At 32.8% G+C, this 19,960-nt stretch carries 19 protein-coding genes; 15 read left to right on the top strand and 4 right to left on the bottom strand.

Annotated elements, in window-relative coordinates; translation table 11 throughout:
• Positions 1 to 97: 97 nt before the first annotated feature.
• Positions 98 to 1,222, bottom strand: a complete 1,125-nt coding sequence (locus tag LAB100_RS08280) for a CAP domain-containing protein (RefSeq protein WP_162894226.1) — start codon at positions 1,220 to 1,222, stop codon at positions 98 to 100.
• Positions 1,223 to 1,491: 269 nt separating this feature from the next.
• On the opposite strand from LAB100_RS08280, the gene LAB100_RS08285 reads away from it, so the two are divergent.
• The 6 genes from LAB100_RS08285 (at position 1,492) to LAB100_RS08310 (ending at position 6,624) form a co-directional block, all read left to right on the top strand.
• Entirely contained in the window at positions 1,492 to 1,842 is a 351-nt protein-coding gene (locus LAB100_RS08285; RefSeq protein ID WP_162894227.1) for a helix-turn-helix domain-containing protein, read from the top strand.
• 252 nt (positions 1,843 to 2,094) lie between these two features.
• A complete protein-coding gene (locus LAB100_RS08290; protein WP_119326712.1) occupies positions 2,095 to 3,132 on the top strand; it encodes a hypothetical protein in 1,038 nt (345 codons plus the stop codon).
• A 12-nt stretch (positions 3,133 to 3,144) separates the two neighbouring features.
• Positions 3,145 to 3,864 carry a zinc-ribbon domain-containing protein gene (locus tag LAB100_RS08295; protein WP_119326713.1) on the top strand — a complete coding sequence of 240 codons (720 nt, stop codon included), beginning with the start codon at positions 3,145 to 3,147 and terminating at the stop codon, positions 3,862 to 3,864.
• On the top strand, positions 3,822 to 4,499 hold the full coding sequence (locus LAB100_RS08300; protein WP_119326714.1) for a zinc ribbon domain-containing protein: 678 nt from the start codon (positions 3,822 to 3,824) through the stop codon (positions 4,497 to 4,499). Before LAB100_RS08295 ends, LAB100_RS08300 begins: the two co-directional genes overlap by 43 nt.
• Before the next feature lie 15 nt (positions 4,500 to 4,514).
• The gene (locus LAB100_RS08305; RefSeq protein WP_119326715.1) at positions 4,515 to 5,657 is read left to right on the top strand and encodes a PrsW family glutamic-type intramembrane protease; all 1,143 of its coding nucleotides are present in this window, start codon (positions 4,515 to 4,517) and stop codon (positions 5,655 to 5,657) included.
• Positions 5,647 to 6,624, top strand: a complete 978-nt coding sequence (locus LAB100_RS08310) for an Lreu_0056 family protein (protein ID WP_119326716.1) — start codon at positions 5,647 to 5,649, stop codon at positions 6,622 to 6,624. The genes LAB100_RS08305 and LAB100_RS08310 overlap by 11 nt, the downstream gene beginning before the upstream one ends.
• A 44-nt stretch (positions 6,625 to 6,668) precedes the next feature.
• Here the strand turns inward: LAB100_RS08310 and LAB100_RS08315 are convergent, their stop codons facing one another.
• On the bottom strand, positions 6,669 to 6,968 hold the full coding sequence (locus LAB100_RS08315; protein WP_119326717.1) for a hypothetical protein: 300 nt from the start codon (positions 6,966 to 6,968) through the stop codon (positions 6,669 to 6,671).
• Positions 6,969 to 7,224: 256 nt separating this feature from the next.
• Between LAB100_RS08315 and LAB100_RS08320 the strand changes: the two genes are divergently transcribed.
• The 7 genes from LAB100_RS08320 (at position 7,225) to LAB100_RS08350 (ending at position 16,677) form a co-directional block, all read left to right on the top strand.
• Positions 7,225 to 8,109 carry a restriction endonuclease gene (locus LAB100_RS08320; RefSeq protein WP_119326718.1) on the top strand — a complete coding sequence of 295 codons (885 nt, stop codon included), beginning with the start codon at positions 7,225 to 7,227 and terminating at the stop codon, positions 8,107 to 8,109.
• Positions 8,110 to 8,264: 155 nt separating this feature from the next.
• On the top strand, positions 8,265 to 9,161 hold the full coding sequence (locus tag LAB100_RS08325; protein ID WP_246001316.1) for a serine hydrolase: 897 nt from the start codon (positions 8,265 to 8,267) through the stop codon (positions 9,159 to 9,161).
• A 528-nt stretch (positions 9,162 to 9,689) separates the two neighbouring features.
• Complete coding sequence (locus LAB100_RS08330) at positions 9,690 to 10,712, top strand: CAP domain-containing protein (protein ID WP_119326719.1); 1,023 nt, start codon at positions 9,690 to 9,692, stop codon at positions 10,710 to 10,712.
• 185 nt (positions 10,713 to 10,897) lie between these two features.
• Entirely contained in the window at positions 10,898 to 11,554 is a 657-nt protein-coding gene (locus LAB100_RS08335; protein ID WP_119326720.1) for a zinc ribbon domain-containing protein, read from the top strand.
• A 445-nt stretch (positions 11,555 to 11,999) separates the two neighbouring features.
• Positions 12,000 to 13,850, top strand: coding sequence for a BglG family transcription antiterminator (locus LAB100_RS08340; RefSeq protein WP_119326721.1), 1,851 nt, complete (start codon positions 12,000 to 12,002; stop codon positions 13,848 to 13,850).
• A gap of 2 nt (positions 13,851 to 13,852) precedes the next feature.
• Positions 13,853 to 14,725 carry a ketose-bisphosphate aldolase gene (locus tag LAB100_RS08345; RefSeq protein WP_119326722.1) on the top strand — a complete coding sequence of 291 codons (873 nt, stop codon included), beginning with the start codon at positions 13,853 to 13,855 and terminating at the stop codon, positions 14,723 to 14,725.
• 29 nt (positions 14,726 to 14,754) lie between these two features.
• The gene (locus LAB100_RS08350) at positions 14,755 to 16,677 is read left to right on the top strand and encodes a PTS fructose transporter subunit IIABC (RefSeq protein WP_119326723.1); all 1,923 of its coding nucleotides are present in this window, start codon (positions 14,755 to 14,757) and stop codon (positions 16,675 to 16,677) included.
• Between the two features lie 77 nt (positions 16,678 to 16,754).
• Here the strand turns inward: LAB100_RS08350 and LAB100_RS08355 are convergent, their stop codons facing one another.
• Together LAB100_RS08355 and LAB100_RS08360 are read right to left on the bottom strand one after the other, a co-directional pair.
• Positions 16,755 to 17,588, bottom strand: coding sequence for a hypothetical protein (locus LAB100_RS08355; RefSeq protein ID WP_119326724.1), 834 nt, complete (start codon positions 17,586 to 17,588; stop codon positions 16,755 to 16,757).
• Entirely contained in the window at positions 17,581 to 17,916 is a 336-nt protein-coding gene (locus LAB100_RS08360; RefSeq protein ID WP_119326725.1) for a PadR family transcriptional regulator, read from the bottom strand. The genes LAB100_RS08355 and LAB100_RS08360 overlap by 8 nt, the downstream gene beginning before the upstream one ends.
• Before the next feature lie 114 nt (positions 17,917 to 18,030).
• Between LAB100_RS08360 and LAB100_RS08365 the strand changes: the two genes are divergently transcribed.
• Positions 18,031 to 19,263, top strand: coding sequence for a DUF389 domain-containing protein (locus LAB100_RS08365; protein ID WP_119326726.1), 1,233 nt, complete (start codon positions 18,031 to 18,033; stop codon positions 19,261 to 19,263).
• 77 nt (positions 19,264 to 19,340) lie between these two features.
• Positions 19,341 to 19,880, top strand: coding sequence for a dihydrofolate reductase family protein (locus tag LAB100_RS08370; protein WP_119326727.1), 540 nt, complete (start codon positions 19,341 to 19,343; stop codon positions 19,878 to 19,880).
• The last annotated feature ends 80 nt before the right edge of the window (positions 19,881 to 19,960 follow it).

Below are 19,960 nucleotides of genomic sequence, written 5' to 3' on the forward strand. Positions count from 1 at the left end.
TTTAACCATTTGAAAACTTATAGATTTGTTTGATACTTTTTATATATGCATAAAAAAATCCCAAACTGAATCTCAGCTTGGGATCTGGGACAATATTTTAATTTGTAAATTCTTCTGCAACATACACTACACCATCAGATGTTTCATATACACCGATACCGACTTTACCGAAACTAGGTAGCATTAGATTTGTATAGTGGTTACTTGTCGTATTACTGCCACTCATTTCGCCACGGTAGTTATCCATAACTACTTTGGCATAGTGTTCAGGTGTTCTCACTGAAAGTTGATCCCATGGAGTAGCAAATAAGTTTTCACCATAATATGTTGAATTGTTTCCTACTTCAGCAAGAACCGTTTGTGCATTGGTTCCATTTGGACGTGTGTGTCCAAATTTTCTAGTCGTTTCTTCAACACGGATTGTTGCTGCTTTTGTTAAAGATGAATCTTGAATTAAGGGAGCAATTCCTTTGCTTTGTCGTTCGGCATTAATTGATGCGAATACAGCAGATTGAACTTCCGATAAATTAGGTGTTACTGTTTCTGATTGATTTGAGTTATTGTTATTGGAAATTGTTGAATCCGAATTATTGTATTCAGGATGTGGATCTGTAATGGGGGCATTTGGATCAGTATTTATATTATAATCGTTATCTGAATTGCTTGTAGAACCATCAAACGTATTTCCCATACCAAAATCTTCAATGTATGTTGGTATTAAAGCTTGATTAAATGTCATATCAGCGGCATTAGCGTACTCGTTGGTTGAAACTTGAACAAAAGTGATACCTTGTTTATTTTTGATTACTTTACCAATTTGCCAAGCACTTCCTGCGCCTAAGGCACGGTTAGCCATCTTACCGTCGTGTCGATTGTAAAGTGCTAATTGAGTTTTGGCCGTACCAACTAAATTTGTTATATCAGCAGGTGTTTGCTGACCATTAAGACTAGAATCTTTAGCACGAAGATATTCATTAGTTGAAACTTGATACATTGTTTCACCGTTGATAGTTGCAATTTTGCCGACTAACCATGGTGTGTCAGGAGCAAGTGCACGGTTAGAAATGATTTTTCCGTCTTCTCTGTAAAGACTTGAATATGTCCCTGAATGTGTTGTGGCAATCGTTGCAGCATCTGCTTGTATTTGGTTTAGAGCAAGAGCTCCTGTTGTAGCCATAGCTAATGCAGTTACAATAATTGTTGATTTTGTGTTGAATTTCATAATATTTTTTCCCCTTAAAAATTTATTCTCTATATTTGGATCTTTCATAAAGCTAAAAACAAATATAGATGAATAATTGAATTTTCAACTTAGTTCCTAAAACATCTTGATTATACTTCTTTTTACGTTTCTGTAGAAGTGTTTTTTTAATGTTCCAATAGGAACATGTTACTAAAGAAGTTCTTTGATAAAGGTATTATAAGAACTTAAAACACATTCGTTTCTTCATTACCCTTTAAATGAGAATATATAAAGTAAAGAGGATAAGTATGAAGACAAATGTGGGTGGTAATATTGCCAGAGAACGCCATAATCAGAATATGACTCAAGAACAGCTTGCAGAATTCAGCGATTTGACTATCAATTATTTGTCTAAAATTGAACGTGGAACTGTTAAGCAGGTTGGTGCTAATACTCTTTATAGAATTTCCAAAGCATTAGGAGTTACGATGGATTCTCTAATGACTGGTAATGATATAAAGTCATCGACAGAATTTGGTCCAAATTTGCGACAACTAATTAAATTTTTGGACAAATTAGATCCGGTTCAGGGTGAAGAGATTAGCAAAAAATTATTAGAAGCTTTGAAAATAACACAAAAGACAAATAAACAAAATTAGTAAAAAATAAAGTGCTCCATAACTGTTAGGTAAGAAATCTAATAGTTATGGAGCACTTTTTGTATCCGAACGATTAATAATTTTTGATTCTCCTGAGATTATTTGATAAATATGACTATAAGGATATAATACTATAGTGCTATCAATAATATGGTTTTATAAGAACACGAAATGAACTATAATTAAAAACAAAATTCCAATTGGAGTAATTAAATTATCTATTTGAAGTTTTGAATAGTAAATGGGGGAAATATGAATAAAAAGGGGATAGCAGTATTAATTTTGGCTTTATTAAGTTGTGGAGGATTGATAACTGGCTGTTCGGCTGGAAATGTTTCAGTTGGACCTCAGAAACCGAAAGAACATAGGTTAACTAAATCCGAAAAGAAAAAAATTAAAGAAGAAGATAAACAAGCTGCTAAACGGCAAGCTATAGCTAAACAAAAAGCACGTGGTAAGGAATATACCTACGCTTTACCTAAGGGCTCTTCTTGGATTTACATTTATGACAATGGTGAGAAAACTGATAGTCACTTGGATCCCGATACTAACAATACAGTGAAATTGCACGAAAATGACAAAATCAAGTATGGCGGTGAACTTCCTTTGGTTGGTCATTGTGAAACTGGCTCTGATGTGGTTAATGCTAATTCAGCAGAAGCAACGATGGACGATTCAGATAAGTATGATAAGAGTTTGAATTTTAAGATTGCCAGTTCTGACAATTTTTCTTTAAAAGTAATGGATCATAGTTTAAAGAATGCTGATTTTAAAGGGATCAGCCAAATGGTTTTTGCAGATTTACCTAAGTACTTGGATGCCGCGGGTAGTAATGATCCATCAAAATTGCCTAATCAATCACCACAACTGGTTAAATCATTAACTGGTACTAATTATCAAGGTGATGCAAAAGCTAGTTATCAAGTAATTGAGCAATATTTTGATAAACGATCAGGTGATCATGATGACAAATTATTTAACGGTAATCAAGCTGATGATGATCATGCCACCTATGTTGAAATTGGTGATGATTCACTTGTGGATTTAAAGAGTGCAACGCAATTATTTGTGGACGTGTTTGCCAAAGTTAAAAAGACAGATACAGATCCACATGCTGCAAGATATGATGATGGTCCTCAATACGGTAGTTCTAGTACTAAATTACAAGAGTATCAAATGGATTACGAATTAGTTGATAATAAATGGCAGCTAATTTCAGTTTTCAAAGAAGATGAATCTGACTTTTCAATGGATACATCAAAATCTAACTGGATCGTTCAAAAGTATTAGGGGGGGAAAATTATGTATTGCAATAATTGTGGAACTGAAATTACTAAGGATGCTGAATTTTGTCCTAATTGTGGCAAAAAAATTGATAAAAATAAACTTGAGACAGTTGCTAAACCTGCAAGTAAAACATCTGTAAAATCAGCATCTAAATGGAAAATAATTACAGGTTTAATTCTTGTGATAGCGGTTCTTTTGGGAGGTTTCTATGGTTACCGATTGCTCTATTATCCTAAGGTAGTTAAATCAGCGATAACTGAGAATGGTTTTACTATTTCGGGGTATTCAGCTCAGGCTAATGTTTTGAAAAAAACGGTTGTTATCAAGGCAAATAGAGCAAAAGTTTATAATCTTGTAGCCGCCTCAACAACTAATGGTTTTTCGACTGCGCCTATTGGTGCCGAAAGTCAGCTAGCTGGTTTAGAAAAAGATTTACCAGGTGATTGGACTGTACAGATTATTCAAGATGTCGATGAAAAATCGCCACGGGTAATGTGGGAAATTTCAGGTGGTCGAGAAAGTGTCCGTTATCAAAATTCGGATGAATTTAAAAAAGCTAAGCAGGCCTATATTGAAGAAAATCGGGAAAAAGAAGCCAGTGACAGTGAATTTGATTCGGCAGTTACTGGGAGCAGCAGCCGGCGGGTTAATCGGATTTGTCTTAGGTCATTAGAATATAGGGGGATTTTGATATGTTTTGTCCAAAATGTGGTTACAAAATTGAAGGAAATTTAAAATTTTGTCCAAAGTGTGGTCAGAAATTAACTGAAAGTAAGCAAGCTGAGAAATCAAAGAATATTGTTAAAAAAGCAGTTAAGGGTAACTTTTCTAAAAAGAAACCACACAAAAAGAGTTCAATAATTGTCATAGTTGCAATAGTTGCAATTCTATTTGTCTATTTTGTTGTCTATGTACCGACGACGGTAAATGCAGTTATGAAAAAATCAAATTTTACTTCTGGAAATGGTTACAGAGTTTCTATGAATGCAGTAAAAAAAGAAATTGATATCAATGTTGATACACATCAGATGGGAAGCATTGAATCAGCTTTGGACAATGATCATTTTGATACTAGCAAGTTAGCAATTGAAGAACAGTTAGCCATAGCAGCTAATTCGGTTGATTCAAAAACTATTGGAAAATGGACGATTCAATTAAGACAGAGTACTTATAAAGATACTGATGCAGTTCTTTGGCAATTTAGTGGTAAGGATGAGATCCATCGTTATCAAAATACGGCTGCTTGTCGAAAAGCACATCAAGTCTATCTACAAAGAGAAGCTGACCAAGCTCAAAATGATCAGGAAAATAGTGATGCGGCTGGAGTTGCTGGTGGCATTGCCGGTGGAGTTTTAGGCTGGATGTTTTAAAAAGGGGATATTAATTTGGCAGAAGAAAAAGGAAGCGTCTTTTGTACTAATTGCGAAGCGAAAAATGATAGTAAAGCAAAATTTTGTATCAAGTGTGGTCAATCATTAGTCAAAATAGATGCTGATGAAATCAACAATGAGGCAGAAGCAGAAAAACGTGGCTCTATTATGGATTCAGCAACATCACAATTGAATAGTTGGACTGGTGGTACTGGAGCAGTCAAAATCAGTTGGAAGGAATTTTTTGGTCAAGTTTTAAAATCACATACTGAAGGAGAGGCTGAGGATATTTTTATCGCAGGAACTAAAAAAACCACACCTTCGTTGGAAGAAATATCCGATGAAAAAGTTCAACCATGGTTATTTTCTAGAATTTTGGTAACTATTGTTTTGGCCGGAGTATTACTTTCTGTGTTAACAAACTTGAATCAACAGGTGGGTGACCTATTAGCCATGGATGTAGTTCTGGCAATTTCTGTGCCCATGGCAGCTTTAGTGTTATTTTTTGAAATTAATGTTTATAGAAATATTAGTTTTTATCGTATTGGTAAGATTATGTTGTTAGGTGGAATTCTTTCGTTGATTTTGACAATTGTCGTATCAAATATTGTAAGTAATGGAGCGAGTTTCGATTTTGTAGGAGCATTATTGATAGGAATTATCGAAGAAACATCGAAATTGGTTATTGCGGCGTATTTTGTTAATAAGTTAAAAATAAAAAGAATATTCAATGGATTACTAATTGGCGCCGCAGTTGGTACAGGTTTTTCGGCTTTTGAAAATATTCAATATATGGTTGGCAATGGTCAATATTCCGGGATAAGCGTGGCTTTACAAAGAGCAGCATTTTCAATCTCTGATCACACTGAATGGTGTGCAATTGCGACGGCCGGATTGGTTATCGTTAAGGGTGCACAAAGTATGACTGCTAGTACTTTTACCAATGTTCGTTTTCTAAAATTTTTAGGTCTAGTCATAATTTTACATATGCTGTGGGACTGGAATATGTTTGATAATTCTAAATACATAATATGCGGAATTGTGGCAGTCATAACTTGGGTAACGGTATTTGTATTAATTCAAGCCGGCCTGAGAGAAGTAAAAGAATTGCAGTTATCAAAAAAATTAGGGGGTAAAGAAAAAAATCATGAAAATTAAAAAGATATTGTTAACAGTAATGTTGTTTGCAGGAGTATTAAGTTTGGCTGCTTGTGGAGGACAATCTGAATCTACAAAAACATCTAGTCACAAAACCACAACTACTACGGTCAAAAGTAAAAAAGAATCCAAAGTTAGTCCTAGTAAAAAATCGACCGTACTTTGGAACAAAACTAAAGATACGCAATTAAAAACTTTCATTGATCAATGGGCACCGACAATGAAGCAATCGTATACAAAATATGATGGTAAAAATTCGTTGAAGGTTTCAACTGGAATGGTATATCCTGACGATCTTTCTAAGACTACAGTTGAAGGTAATCAAGCTTCAATTGGCTTTAGTAAAAATGGTGATGGAAAGTACACTTATAATGTTGTAGCAATTTATAATTACGACGGAACAGTTCCTCCTTTACCAAATCACATTACTTATTTCTTTGCCTTTCAAAATGGTCAACCAATTGTTTTAGTGGATCAAAGTCGTGATGGAACACCTAATTTGATTGAAACTAAAAATACTCAAGTTAAAAATGCTTTTGCAAACATTGTAGCTGGTAAGAAAGCTACTGTTGATTCTAGTTCAGATATGGATAGTAGTCAGAAGAGTGAAACTAATAACTCCCAAGTCACTGATCCCAAAATGATTGGGGTTATGGTTCATCAATTAGCAATGCCTGGTGATGATGTTACTAAAGAAGCCATGCTAGGAGTTTATTCTGCTAACGGTAAATATTGGATTGGAATTGGTACATCAGTTTCAAATGTTGGTTATACGATTGATGGTGATACGGTCACTTACTATACTAAAGATGGTTCAACTGGCGATAGTACAGCAACAGAAAGTTTAATAGCACATACAGTCAGTTTGAATGACTTAGAGAAACAATATTATTCAACCGATGTACAAAAGCAAACTGTTCAATCAGTAGCAAATAATATGCCAGCTATTGAAAATCAATCCGACTAATTATAGAAAAAAAGACCTCAACCAATTTGATTGAGATCTTTTTGCTATTCGTTTAAGCCAATAGTGCTGAAATAAATGTAAGGTGATTCTAAATGTATAGCGATAACACAGGTATTATCAGATAAAATTTTGTAGCAATCCCAAACTCGTTCACTAGGGGACGTAATAGCTAAAAACTTGATTATATCTTTTAAATAAGGTTGAATTTCTGAATCAGTAAATACAACCCGATGATTGACGCTTAATGATTTTATTTGGGTATCGTTAAGTACAAAACCTGCTTGAGTTTCCAAGTCTTCCTCGATTTCTTCAATGATCTTATTAAATTTAATGTCTAGTGTCATAATACATGACCTCCGTTTTTTATTTTGTTCCGGAAGTAAAAAAAGACGCCTGTGGCGTCTAGATTCGTTGTATAAGAAACTAGTTATAGTATTGTGATGTAATAAAGTTTTATATAAAGAGTGTTTCGGTTAATTCGGAAATACTCTTTTTTGTTTTCCTTATAAATTTAGTAGATGATAAAATTATTAAGAAAGTAATGAATTTAAAAACCTATGAAATTATTTAATCAATGCAATTTATTAATTAGGAGATAATATGGCGTATAAAAGAAGATCGGTTGAAAAATCAATAATATTAGCTTTGCGTGAACTAGGCGGTGTGGCGAATAGAAAAGTCATTCGCAAAACGATAGCCGATAAGGAATACGATGGATTAAAGTATGATGATGTCTACTCTACAAAAGAAGGGAAAAATGGAAAGTATAGTCCATTCTTATTTGATTTCAATTTTGGGATGAAAAGTTTATACAGTGTTGGTTATATCGAAGAACCTTTTCGAGGCAAGGATATAGTTTTAACTGATTTAGGTAGAAATGATGACATCAAGGATTATCCTACACAAAAACAACAGGAATTGATAAATGATTATTGGAATAAAAAAAATTCCGAACGTAAAAAGAAAGATAAACATCAAGTACCTGATAACGATCCTGCTGAAAAAGAGGATATTGATAATAGTAATTGGAAGACAGAGTTGTTAAATTGTTTAATGAAATTTGATTCTGGTAAGTTTGAAAGTTTTTCTAGATTATTAATTTCTAAAATGGGAGTAGTTATAGATAAGGAACGCGGGGTTGTTCGTTCTGGTGATCATGGTATTGATGGATTTGGTTATTTCACATCAGATGAGTTTCGAACAAGCAGAGTCGCTATACAATGTAAAAAATACACTGAAGGAGCTGTTTCGGAACCAGAAATCGATAAATTTAAAGGGGTCATGGACGGTTTTAATGCTGAATATGGAATTTTTGTAACGACTAGTCATTTTACGGATCGTGCTAAGAAAAAAGCTACACAGGGAAACAACACTGTAACTTTAATTGATGGTCAGGAACTTACAGAATTAGTAGAAAAATATCAACTACATATCACACCAATTACTACATATACCTTGGACGATTATTACTATAAAACTGAATAAAAAATTGTAAAAAGAACTTAATCGAATTGTATAAAATAGTAATATAATCAACTCGTATAATTAAATTACGAAAAATATATTGTATTAGTCACACAAAACGAGGTGATCTTATAAGAGTCAAAAGAAGAAGGATTAAAAAATTGCTGAGGATTTCTTTGATTACCGTTTTACTTATTTTTCTGGGCCTAAATTATTATTTCAATAATTCCTTTGCGTCGATTGGAATAGATGATTTTAGAACTAGCCAGACGATTAAAAGAAAACAGAAGATAATCAAACAAAATTTGACCAATTACTTAAACAGCGTAACTCAGGATGGAACAGTAAGTGTTAGTTTCTATAATCTGAGTGCTGTAAGTGGTAGTGATGCCGCAGATAATAAGGAAGCTAAGCTTTATCAAGAGGGAAGTTTACAAGCAGAATCCGATTCTTATAAGGTACGTACTGCAGCCAGTACGTATAAATTATATTTAGCAGCTTATTTATTTGATCAAAGAACAAATGGCGATTTCAGCTGGACGACCGATAATATTGATGGATTTGACCGAATGATCGTCAACAGTGATAATGATTTTTCTGAGAATCAGATTAATAAATACGGTGCTGATACTTTGAGTAACTTTATGGAAAAACAAGGCTGGTACTCGTCGGTATTCCAAACTGGTCAGGCTACCAAGACGACGAGTTATAGCTTGCAGCTGCTGTTGAAAGATTTGGCAGATGGAACTGGACCGTTTAAGAATAAATCCGATCGAACGAAACTTTTGAATTTGATGGGTAAACAAAATTATCGGACTGGTATTCCAGCTGGAGCCGCAGAAGCAGATGCTGGTACTACAGTTCAGGATAAAGTTGGTTTTCTCGATGATGTCAATAATGATGCAGGAATTGTGACGTTGCCAAATGGTCAAAGGTATATCTTGGTTATCATGACGAACGGTCATAATCAAAGTGGTCTCAGTGGATTCTCAAGAATTGCGACAATTACTAAGAATGTACAAAAGATTGTTTATGGTTCTGATGCTGGAACTAAAGTTATCGACTATTACTAAATAGTAAAAGATTTTCTACTCAAGTTCAGTTTCAACTAATATAAACGGAAATGAATTTTGAACTTTTAACCAAAAGAAGAACAGTATTTACTAAGAAATTCAGGTAAAACTACCTTGAAAACTTAATAAATATTTTTTTTTTTATTATTTAGAATTAAAAAGCATAACTTAGCAATTTTATGTGTTACTAAAAGGTTATATTTATATTTGTTCAATAAGGTGATTAAGTTGTATAATGAAAATAATTATTAAACAAAATAACGTGTTTAATTAAAAATCGAAAGTACTGAACAAATCTTGCATTTAACATATTTTATTTAATCTAGGACAGGTGTACACTCAAAATGTCTACCGATGGATTAAGAATTGAAGCACTTATCTTAGAGGAAACAAACAGTTGACGGTGTAGTTGGTCAAATACCAGCAATAGAAAATGAGTAGTCGACTGAATTTAAAGGTATTACTTAGTATTTTTAATTGATGTGATTAAGTATTTTATTAATCAAAAATTATAAGGGGAAGATAATTATGAATTTATTTACTAAGAAGTCAGCAGCAGTTATCGCTGCTTTAGCAATGGCAACTACTGGAGCATTAATGACACAAACAAAGGCTGATGCCGCAACTGTTGCGACTGTTAATGCTGGTGTTACAGCACGTCTATATACTGATCAAGGAAGTTTGATCACTAATCGTGCTCTAGCTCCAAGCACACCATGGGCAGTTGGTAAAATGATCTCAATCAATGGTGAAACATACTATCAAGTCGCTACTAACGAATATTTAAAAGAAACTGATGCAACTTTGAATGGAACTGCCGTTGGAACAATCACTAATGGCGATGCTCCAGTTTATTACACCATGACTAAAGGTGACATGCCTCATAGCAAATCTTTAGCTAACGGTACACAATGGCAAGTTGAATCTGCTAATAAGGATGTTAACGGTAATGTTTATTATGAAGTAGCACCTAATGAATGGATCAGTAGTAAGAATATGACCGTTAGCGGACCAGTTAAAACAACAAATGTTAATTTTGTATTCACTGATTTTGCTAACTTAGGATTAGAAAGTCTACAAAATCAAAACAATAATAACAATCAAGTAAACACAAATAACCAACCTTCTAACAACCAAAACACTACTAATACTGGTGATGCTGCTAGTGTTGCCGAAGCTGTTTTCCAATCAATCAACGCTGAACGTGCTTCTAAAGGTATCGCTCCATTGACACAATCAAGCGATTTGACTAATACAGCAGCAATTCGTGCAAAGGAAATTTCAACTAAGTTTGATCATGAAAGACCAGATGGAACAATGTGCTTTACAGCATTCCCAGCTAGTTCAGTTGAAGAAGAAAATATTGCTGAACGTCCCGCTGCTTCTGCTACAGGAGTTGCTTCCAGTATCATGGATGCTTTCCGTGCTGAAAACTTCACACCTAGTCACTATACAAATGTTCTCTCAACTGAAGTAACAACAGTTGGTATCGGCGTGGTTTATGATGCTGGTAGCAATGTTTACTATGTTGCTGAAGATTTCATTGGATAATTGATTTCGAAAAGAAACCTCAACCTACAAGGTTGGGGCTTTTTTTGTTGGGTGTTAAATTTAATTTTATTCTTTGAAAAACTATGAAAATGTTTTCTTTAATAAAGGATTTTTTCCTTAACGCTGTAATTAGGCAAAAAGATTAATATACTAGTTCATGTATTTAATTTTAGGGGGAAATATTTATGGTTCAATCAGTCAAATCTGAAAGTGATAATGATTTATTTTCAGTAAGTTTAATTGCATTTGGGGTTAAAGGAAGTATTACTTTAGACGATGCTTTCTTACACGTTAATATGCCAAATACAATTTTATTTGGTCTTTTACCTGCAGGAAAAAATAAAGATTCATCACCATTATCAGGAATTACTAATGTTTATACTTCAAAGTCTTATAAATTAGGTTCGATTTTTCTCGGAGCTATAGTTATATTATTGGGACTAGCTTTGATGGGATCATCATTTTTTAGTGCACTTATTGCTATTTTAATTGGGGCTGCAATTTTAGGTAGTGGAATTAAGACTTCATTTACTTATGAACGTTCAGGAATTACTAAAGTTATTGAATTTCCATTTTTCGAAGCTCAACGTGTTGATGAACTTGAGGATAAATTAACAAGCAAGTTGGCTCAATATCAAGATGATCGTAACTTTAGAAAACAATCTGAAATGACTAGAGCACAGTCTGTTAATAATACTACTAGTGTTGTTAATGCTATAAAAGATAATACAAATAGCAATGATGCAGCAGCAAGTGATTTTGTTTTCTGTTCTCATTGTGGAGCTAAGTTAAGTGCCGGTACAGAATTCTGTAATAAATGTGGAACTAAATTGGCTAATTAATAATTAGAGAAGAGAACATTTGAAATAAAATTTTCTTTACTGTTGTTATGTAATAAATACAGAATAAAACAAAAAATACCCGTATGATAACCATTTTCCGGTCATCATACGGGTATTTTTTGTTGTCAGGAACTGAATAATGTTCCGTTCTGGTATGTTTAAAAATAAAAATCAATAATCGATGCTGTTAATGAAATTCTTTTAGATAAAGAAGGGATATCTTTAATTAAGACATGTTTTTACAACATTTAAAATATTGCTCTACAAACTTTTAAGTTGATAAGATAAAAAAATAAAGTATTAAAGATGTATTTATTATGATAGTTAGATGTAACTTTCCTACCGGTAGGAAATAAGCATGCTTTTGTAAGCGCTAACAAACAAAATATAATAGGAATTGTTGATAGGCAATGATTCTTATTAATAAAGCAGATAGGAAAATATTATGAATAAGAATATTAATAAAATGCTTGATGTATTGCTACAACAAAAGGGTTTTATAACTAATAAGCAACTATCAGATTTGGTTGGAGTAACGGAAAGGAGCATAAGAAATTATGTAGCTAAAGTTAATGGAACTTTTAAAGATGATAAATTAATTGTTTCTACAGAAAAGGGCTACAAAATCAATAAAGGAAAATATGATTCAAGTAGCATAGGATCTAATGATCCAAATACTGATGATCAGATATTATTTCGGATTGCTTTGTTACTTACAAATAGTGATGAATATACTCAAATTGATGTAATTGCAGATGAACTTTCATATTCAGGTGAGAGTATTCGAAGCAAAATCCAAAAACTATTTATGAGAATAAAGAAATTTGATATCGAACTTAACTTTGAATCCAAAATATTTACAGGTGTCAGATTGGTAGGTAATGAGGAATCCAAAAGATTGCTATTAGAAGAATTAGTGCCTATTAAAATTTTTTCAAAAGAAAATTTATCTTATCAGATATATAGCTTTTTTGATGAAATTGTAAATATGGATGATATATCAAAGATTATAAGAAATGTTGAAGGTACTTTGACAAAGAACAATTGTACTGTGGATTATTGGACTTATGTAAAATTGATAATTCATATGATCATTATGAATTATAGGATGGACAATAATAATTTTGTTAAACGACTTTCAGTTTATGAGAAGACGGTCAATGAATTTTCAGAATACAAATTAGCAAACGATCTAATAAATAATTTAGGAAACGATTGTACTAAAGAAGAATTATTAAGTTTAACGTACTATCTTTTGGCATTGCCATTAGATATCACTAATCCAGAGATTATCTTGAATGATGAAAAAATAATTTCTCTCATTGAAGATACATTGTTTAGAGCAGAAAAATATTTCAATATTCCTGTTTACTCTAATGAAAAATATAGAAATCAAATAGTGAATCATATAGCGAGATTATTGAATCCAATAAAAGAAAAGATTCCCATATTTAATCCTTACTTTACAGAATTAAAACATGAATATATTTTTGCCTATTCTATATCCAGCTTTATTTATGATGATTTGGAAAAACATCTTGATTTAACAATACCAGAACCTGAGATAGCGTATTTATCCATACATATTCAGTTAGTTTTGAATGATGAAAAGAAAGATACGTTAAAAGCTTTATTAATCGTTAATAATAAGCAGATTGAAACAAAATTAATTAAAAATAAGGTAGAAATGTTTTTCCAAAATGTCCAAGTTAAGCAAATAGATCATGAATTTAATAAGAGTGATTTTGATGGGTTTGATTTAGTTTTAACGACAATTAATGAAAATTGCGATAAAAGTGAAAAATTAATACATATTTCAAGAAATTTTAGTAGTGCTGATATTCAAAACGTTCAGCAATTTATTTCAACGATAGGAACTTCAAACTTAATAAGCGATGCTGATTATTATCAGATAAATGAAACTTCAAATTTGACCGCAATAGAGAAACTTTTAGATTTATCGGGGTATTCTAATTTATTTATAAACTTTAAAGAAAGAGAATCTATGTCTAGTACTGATGTTGGTAATTTTACTGCTTTACCTCATCCATTTTTAACTAAATTCTCTTATGATCCTAAGGTAATTGTAGGAATAAATAAAACAGATATTCTTTGGGGAAACCAAAAAGTTCGATTGATCATTGTATATATTCCATCAAAAGAATTAGAAGTAAACAAAGGCTTTTTTAGAGATGTTTATGTACATACCAATAATTTAGAGACGGTTCAAAAGTTATTAAAAACAAAAAATAGAGAAAAATTTATAAAAACATGGAATGAAGAAAGAGGTTATTAAATATGTTAATGAATATGGTTGATTTACTAGACGTTGCATATAAAAACAAGTTTGCAGTAGGTTCATATAATGTTTCAAATAGTGAATTTGTAGAAGCTATTATTAATGCTGCTGAGAAGAAAAATGCGCCTGCAATTATTCAAATTCATCCGGATGAATTAAGTTTTGTTGGTGATGATTTTGTAGCATATGTCAGACAAGCCGTAAATCGTACTAGAATTCCTATGGCTATCCATGTAGATCATGGTGCAACATATCAAGATATTTTGAAGGGAATTCAAAATGGTTATAGTTCAGTAATGATTGATGCATCAGCTAAACCATGGGATGAAAATATAGCAATAACTAAAAAATGTGTTGAAGCAGCTCATGCCGTAGGAGTGTCTGTAGAAGCTGAATTGGGTACGATTGGAAGTAATGAGTTGTCAGTAGATAGTAATGGCGTCAATAAGATCCTTTATACAGATCCAGAAGATGCAAAGAAATTTGTTGAAGCAACTGGAGTAGACACCTTAGCTGTAGCAATTGGAACACGCCATGGTCATTATGCACACGTTGAAAAGCCAGAGTTGAGAATTGATTTATTGGAAAAAATTCACGAAGCAGTAGACATTCCTTTAGTTTTACATGGTGGATCAGATAATAAAGATGAAGAAATTAGAAAAACATATCAACATGGTGTTGCCAAAATTAACCTTTCCACTGATATGAAAACAGCATTCTTTAAACAATTACGTAAAACATTGAGCGATCAACCGGATGATTATGAACCTAATGTACTAATGCCTAGTGCACGTAAAGCAGCTCAAGAACTTGTTGAATACAAGATGGATTTATTTAATTCAACAGGAAAGGCCAGCTTATATTTCAAATAAATAGATATTTGAATTAAAAGGGGAAAATTATGAATGTTAAAGATGTGATTGATAAAAAGAATATCATTATTTCTAATGCATCCATGAATAAGCAAGAGGCCATTGATAAGATGACCACAATTCTTGGAAAAAATGGATATGTTTCTGATGTAGCATCTTTTCAAGCTGCCGTTAATAAAAGAGAAAAGGAAATATCGACTGCAGTTGGATATGGAGTTGCTATACCTCATGGCAAATCGAGCGGCGTAGAAAAAGCCACAGTTGTCATTTTAAAGAACCTCAATGGAATTAAATGGGGAAATGAGATTGTTAATTTAGTATTTATGATTGCAGCACCGAGTGATTCTAATGATGAACATTTACGAATGTTATCAACTATATCGACTTTTTTAATGGATGAAAAATTTCGGGCTAAATTATTAACAGCAATGACTGTTGATGAAATTTATAAAGATCTTATTGATCAGGATCAGATAAAGTCTAATGAAGAAGACTTAAAGACGGCTACTAAAAACAGTGGTAAATATTTAATTGGAATTTCAGCCTGTATGACGGGTATTGCTCATACGTATATGGCAGCCGAGTCATTGGAAAATGAAGCCAAAAAACGTGGTATGAAATATAAGATTCAAACTAATGGGTCAACTGGAATAGAAAATGAATTAACCGCGGAAGATATTGCAAAAGCTGATGCAATTGTCGTGGCACATGATGTTAAAGTTGATACAAGCGTGTTTAAGGATAAAGAATTTGTAGATGTTCCAGTTAAAAAAGCTATTGATAAACCAAAGGACGTAGTAGATGAAGCTTTGTCTTTAGGAACTGGATACAGTAATGATGTAAAAAAAGTTAAAGTAGAGAAGAAGAATGAAGAAATAGAAGAAAAAGGAAGTAGTTTTGCTAGAGCCTTCTATACGCACATTATGAGTGGTGTTTCTTATATGATTCCATTCGTTGTAGTTGGTGGTATATTTATTGCTATTTCATTTATGTTTGGTATTTATGCCAGTGATCCAAAAAGTGATCAATATAATATTTGGGCAGCCTTCTTTAATGAAATGGGAGGAAATGCTGCGTTTAAGTTATACGTTCCTGTCTTAGCTGCTTATATTTCATGGAGTATTGCTGATAAACCAGGACTTGCACCAGGTATGATTGGTGGGATGATGGCCATGAATGGTGGTTCTGGATTCCTAGGTGGTATGTTGGCTGGATTCTTAGGTGGATATGTAACAAAATTGATTACTAAGAAGACTAAGAATATACCTCATACTTATCAGGGGTTGATTTCAGTACTATTAATTCCTTTGTTAGCAACATTTGTTGTTGGTTTTGTAATGTTCTTCATTTTAAATACGCCAATGTCCAATTTGAATAAATTCTTAACGACATGGCTAAAATCAATGAATGGTTCTAGTGCTTTTGTAATGGGAGCAATTTTAGCAGGAATGATGTCTTCTGATATGGGTGGTCCTATTAATAAGACCGCGTCAGCTTTTGGGCTCGCAATGTTTGCTTCAAAGATATATGGACCGTCAGCAGCTTTGATGGTTGGTGGTATGGTTCCACCACTAGGAGTTGCTTTAGCTACTTTATTGTTTAAGAATAAATTTACTAATCAAGAAAGAGAAGCAGGTAAGGCTAACTGGATCTTGGGTGCATGCTTTATTACTGAAGGAGCAATTCCTTTTGCAGCTGCTGATCCATTGAGAACAATTCCAGCTAATATAATAGGTGGAGCAATTGGTGGGGCTCTAAGTATGATGTTGGGTATCACTTTACAAGCTCCTCATGGTGGAATCTTTGTTATTCCAGTTGCATGTAATAAACCATTGTTATATATCGGGTGTATTCTAATAGGTACAGTTATTACAGCCTTGATATTAGGATTTACAAAGAGAACTTTAAGTGACAGCGAAATGAATAAACATATGGCTGCTGGTATTATTTAATAAAAAACTAGCAAATTAATTAGAAAAGACCTTAACTTGAACAATATCGTTCAAATTAAGGCCTTTTTGATAAGAATCTATTTCTGTTGCCGATTAACTCTCCAAAAGCAAACAAAGAACCAAACACAACTTAAAAATATTAAAATTGCTGTTACTAAAGTAATCATCCTATGTGAACCTATCGGTAAATAAGTTTTTAAAATGTTAGTAGTAGTTAATACCCAAATAATAGGACTAATAGCAATCATTAATGGTCGCTTATTTTTATCTATTTTAATGAGAGCGACTAGGGATGCAATTAACAATAATAGGTTAAGCGACACTATGATGGTAGGGGTAACTGGTATATTTAGAAAAGCAGGTTTTACAAATTGAATTCCCGTAAAGATTGTAATTACTGCCATACAAACAATCCAAGTGAAAAGAAAACTGAAAATCTTATGATCGGATAATTTCCAGTAGGTTGTTTGATGAATAAACCAAAATGTCCCTGCAATGAATAGTATTAAAAATACTCCATTTAAAATGAATGGCATTAGATTAAGTTGTTGTTCATGTCCAATCAATTGAGTAATGAATGTCCAAATAGCGGTAACGCCAAAGAGTGTTCCAAAAAATTTGAGTTGCTGTTTAAAACTGATTTTTGTAAAGTTATTAATTAATTGGTTGGCAATTTTTGAAGGTTCTTGACCAAAATAATCTTGGGCATCTTGACCATTATTCTGTGCATCAAGTATATCTTGTAGAATTTCCAGCAAACTACTTTCCACTTCATAATCTTCGTACAAAAGCCCAGATGTACGGACATAAATTAGTAACTTACTGTAATACTTTTCATTAGTTGGATTAAGTTTTTTTCGTAGATCATTATTACTAGAAATTAGCTTCTGCGTATCTTCGGCTTTAGTCATTTTGATCATCCTTTTTTGAAATTATTTGATTAACCACTAATTCTAATGAGTGCCACTGATTAATGAATTCATCCATTTGTTTTTTGCCTTGGGGTGTAAGTGAATAGTATTTACGGGAAGGACCTTCTGATGAGGGTTTGAGCTGACTTGTTAAATCACCACGTTTTTCTAATTTTTGTAGTAGTGGATAAACTGTTCCTCCTATTAAGTTTGTAAAACCAAGCTTGTTTAACTTCTGGACTAATTCATATCCGTATACTTCATCATCTGAAATTACGATTAAAACGCACCCTTCAAGGACGCCTTTTAGTAATTGGGAATTATTCATAATTATGACCTCACTATTATGTAATACATGCTACCAGTACATAACTACTATGTAAAACATAATAGCTACGTATTTGTTAAAATAGATCTGAAAATAGAGAAGGGGAAAAGTTAAATGGATGATAATGAACAACTTTTAAAATCGGATATTATTGATCGACATGTACGGCAAAATTTAAATCTTAGTTGGCTTAATTTTGCGGTTTTATTTTGTGCCACAATTATTGCTTGTGTTGGTTTGAATATGAATTCAACGGCGGTAGTTATCGGAGCCATGTTGATCTCGCCAATTATGGACCCAATTATTGGAATGGGCTATGGCTTTGGAATTCGTGATACCAAACTAATTCGAAAAGCTGCCACGGTATATTTTATTGAATTAATTGTAGGTTTGATTGCTGCCACGATTTATTTTTCACTATCACCAATTAAAGCTGCTAGTGATCAAATCATTGCGCGGACGCAACCGGCCATTTGGGATGTTTTAGTTGCCTTTTTTGGTGGTGTTGCCGGTATTATTGGTTCTGCTAAGAAGGAACCAGGCAATATTTTACCCGGAGTAGCGATTGCTACAGCTTTGATTCCACCATTATCGACAGTTGGTTATGGATTAAGTCAGTTGAATTGGTCAATCGTTTTTAGTGCTGGTTATTTGTTCTTGATCAACACATTTTTTATTGCTTTAGCCACAATGTTAGGAACTTTTGTCTTTAATTTCAGAAAGAAAAAGGCTAAGGCGATTCCGTTAAAAAATCAGATTTTGATTATAGTAGCCGCAATCGTAATTACGATTCCTAGTTTAATTTCGGCTTCGACATTAGTTAAACAAACTTATAACCAAACTCAGTTGACCAATTTTATTGATAACGAATTGCCCGGAGTTTATGTTGTTAATAAACAAATTGTTGATGACAAAATAAAATTAGTTGTAATAGGTAGTGACATAAATAAGACGGAAGTTAAATCGCTTGATACTAAATTGAACGAATATCAATTGGGACAATATAAGTTGCAGTTTCAACAGTTAGCTAAGGGAAATTACTTAAGTGTTAGTGATTTTAAGAAGTACGTTGATCAGGAAAAAACTGATAGTACCCAGAATAATGTCAACGATAATAGTAAGCAGAATCTTTTGAAATTTAAACAGCAGCTTTTGAAGAAATATCCTGACGCGATAGACAAAGTGTACGTAGGGCAACTAGTGGCAAAGGATAAGACTGATGAAGCAATTGTTTTGATAAAGCTTAATAGTAAAGGTGAATCAGATCAGAATGGTATTAAAAAATATGCGGAAAATTTGGCTGAAAAATCTAACGTCAATGCTGAAATTCATTTTACTAAAGAGTAATTAGGTGTTTTATATTAGTTCTTACCCTCTGAATGGATATATAATTACATCAGTAAAACTAATCGGAGGTTAAGCGGATGACACGTAAGGTTATTTTATTCATTTCAGAAACTCTAGATGGCTATATCGCTGAAGAAAACGGTAATATTGATTATTTGATCGATAATAATTTTACGTCAGGTGATATGACTGATCGTGAGTATGAAAAAATGGTCAAACATGTGGATACAGTAGTCATGGGACGCAAAACTTATAATCAAGTTTCTAATAAGTTATCTCCTAATGATTATCCTTACGATGATTTTGAGAATTACATCATGACCAGACATCCAGGTGAGGATATTGGTAATATCCATTTTGTTGATGGTGAAATCGTTGATTTAGTTAAGGGTTTGAAGAATGAATCTTCAAAGAAAGATATTTGGATCGTAGGCGGTAGCAGTATTATTGCTCCACTGGTTAATAATGACTTGATTGATACATATCAAATTGCAATCGTGCCAATAGTTTTGGGAAAAGGTATCCCACTCTTTTCTGATAAAACTAATTTTAAGGAATTTACCTTAGATTCTGTAAAGAAAGTAAACGGAATTGCATATCTTACTTATAATAAATAAAAAATATTTGTCTCATTTAAAATTCCCTGTAAAAGTTAAATCTTTTACAGGGAATTTTGTTATGAAATGGTATTTTTATT

The sequence above is a fragment of the Companilactobacillus musae genome (genome assembly GCF_003967595.1).
Classification (GTDB): domain Bacteria; phylum Bacillota; class Bacilli; order Lactobacillales; family Lactobacillaceae; genus Companilactobacillus; species Companilactobacillus musae.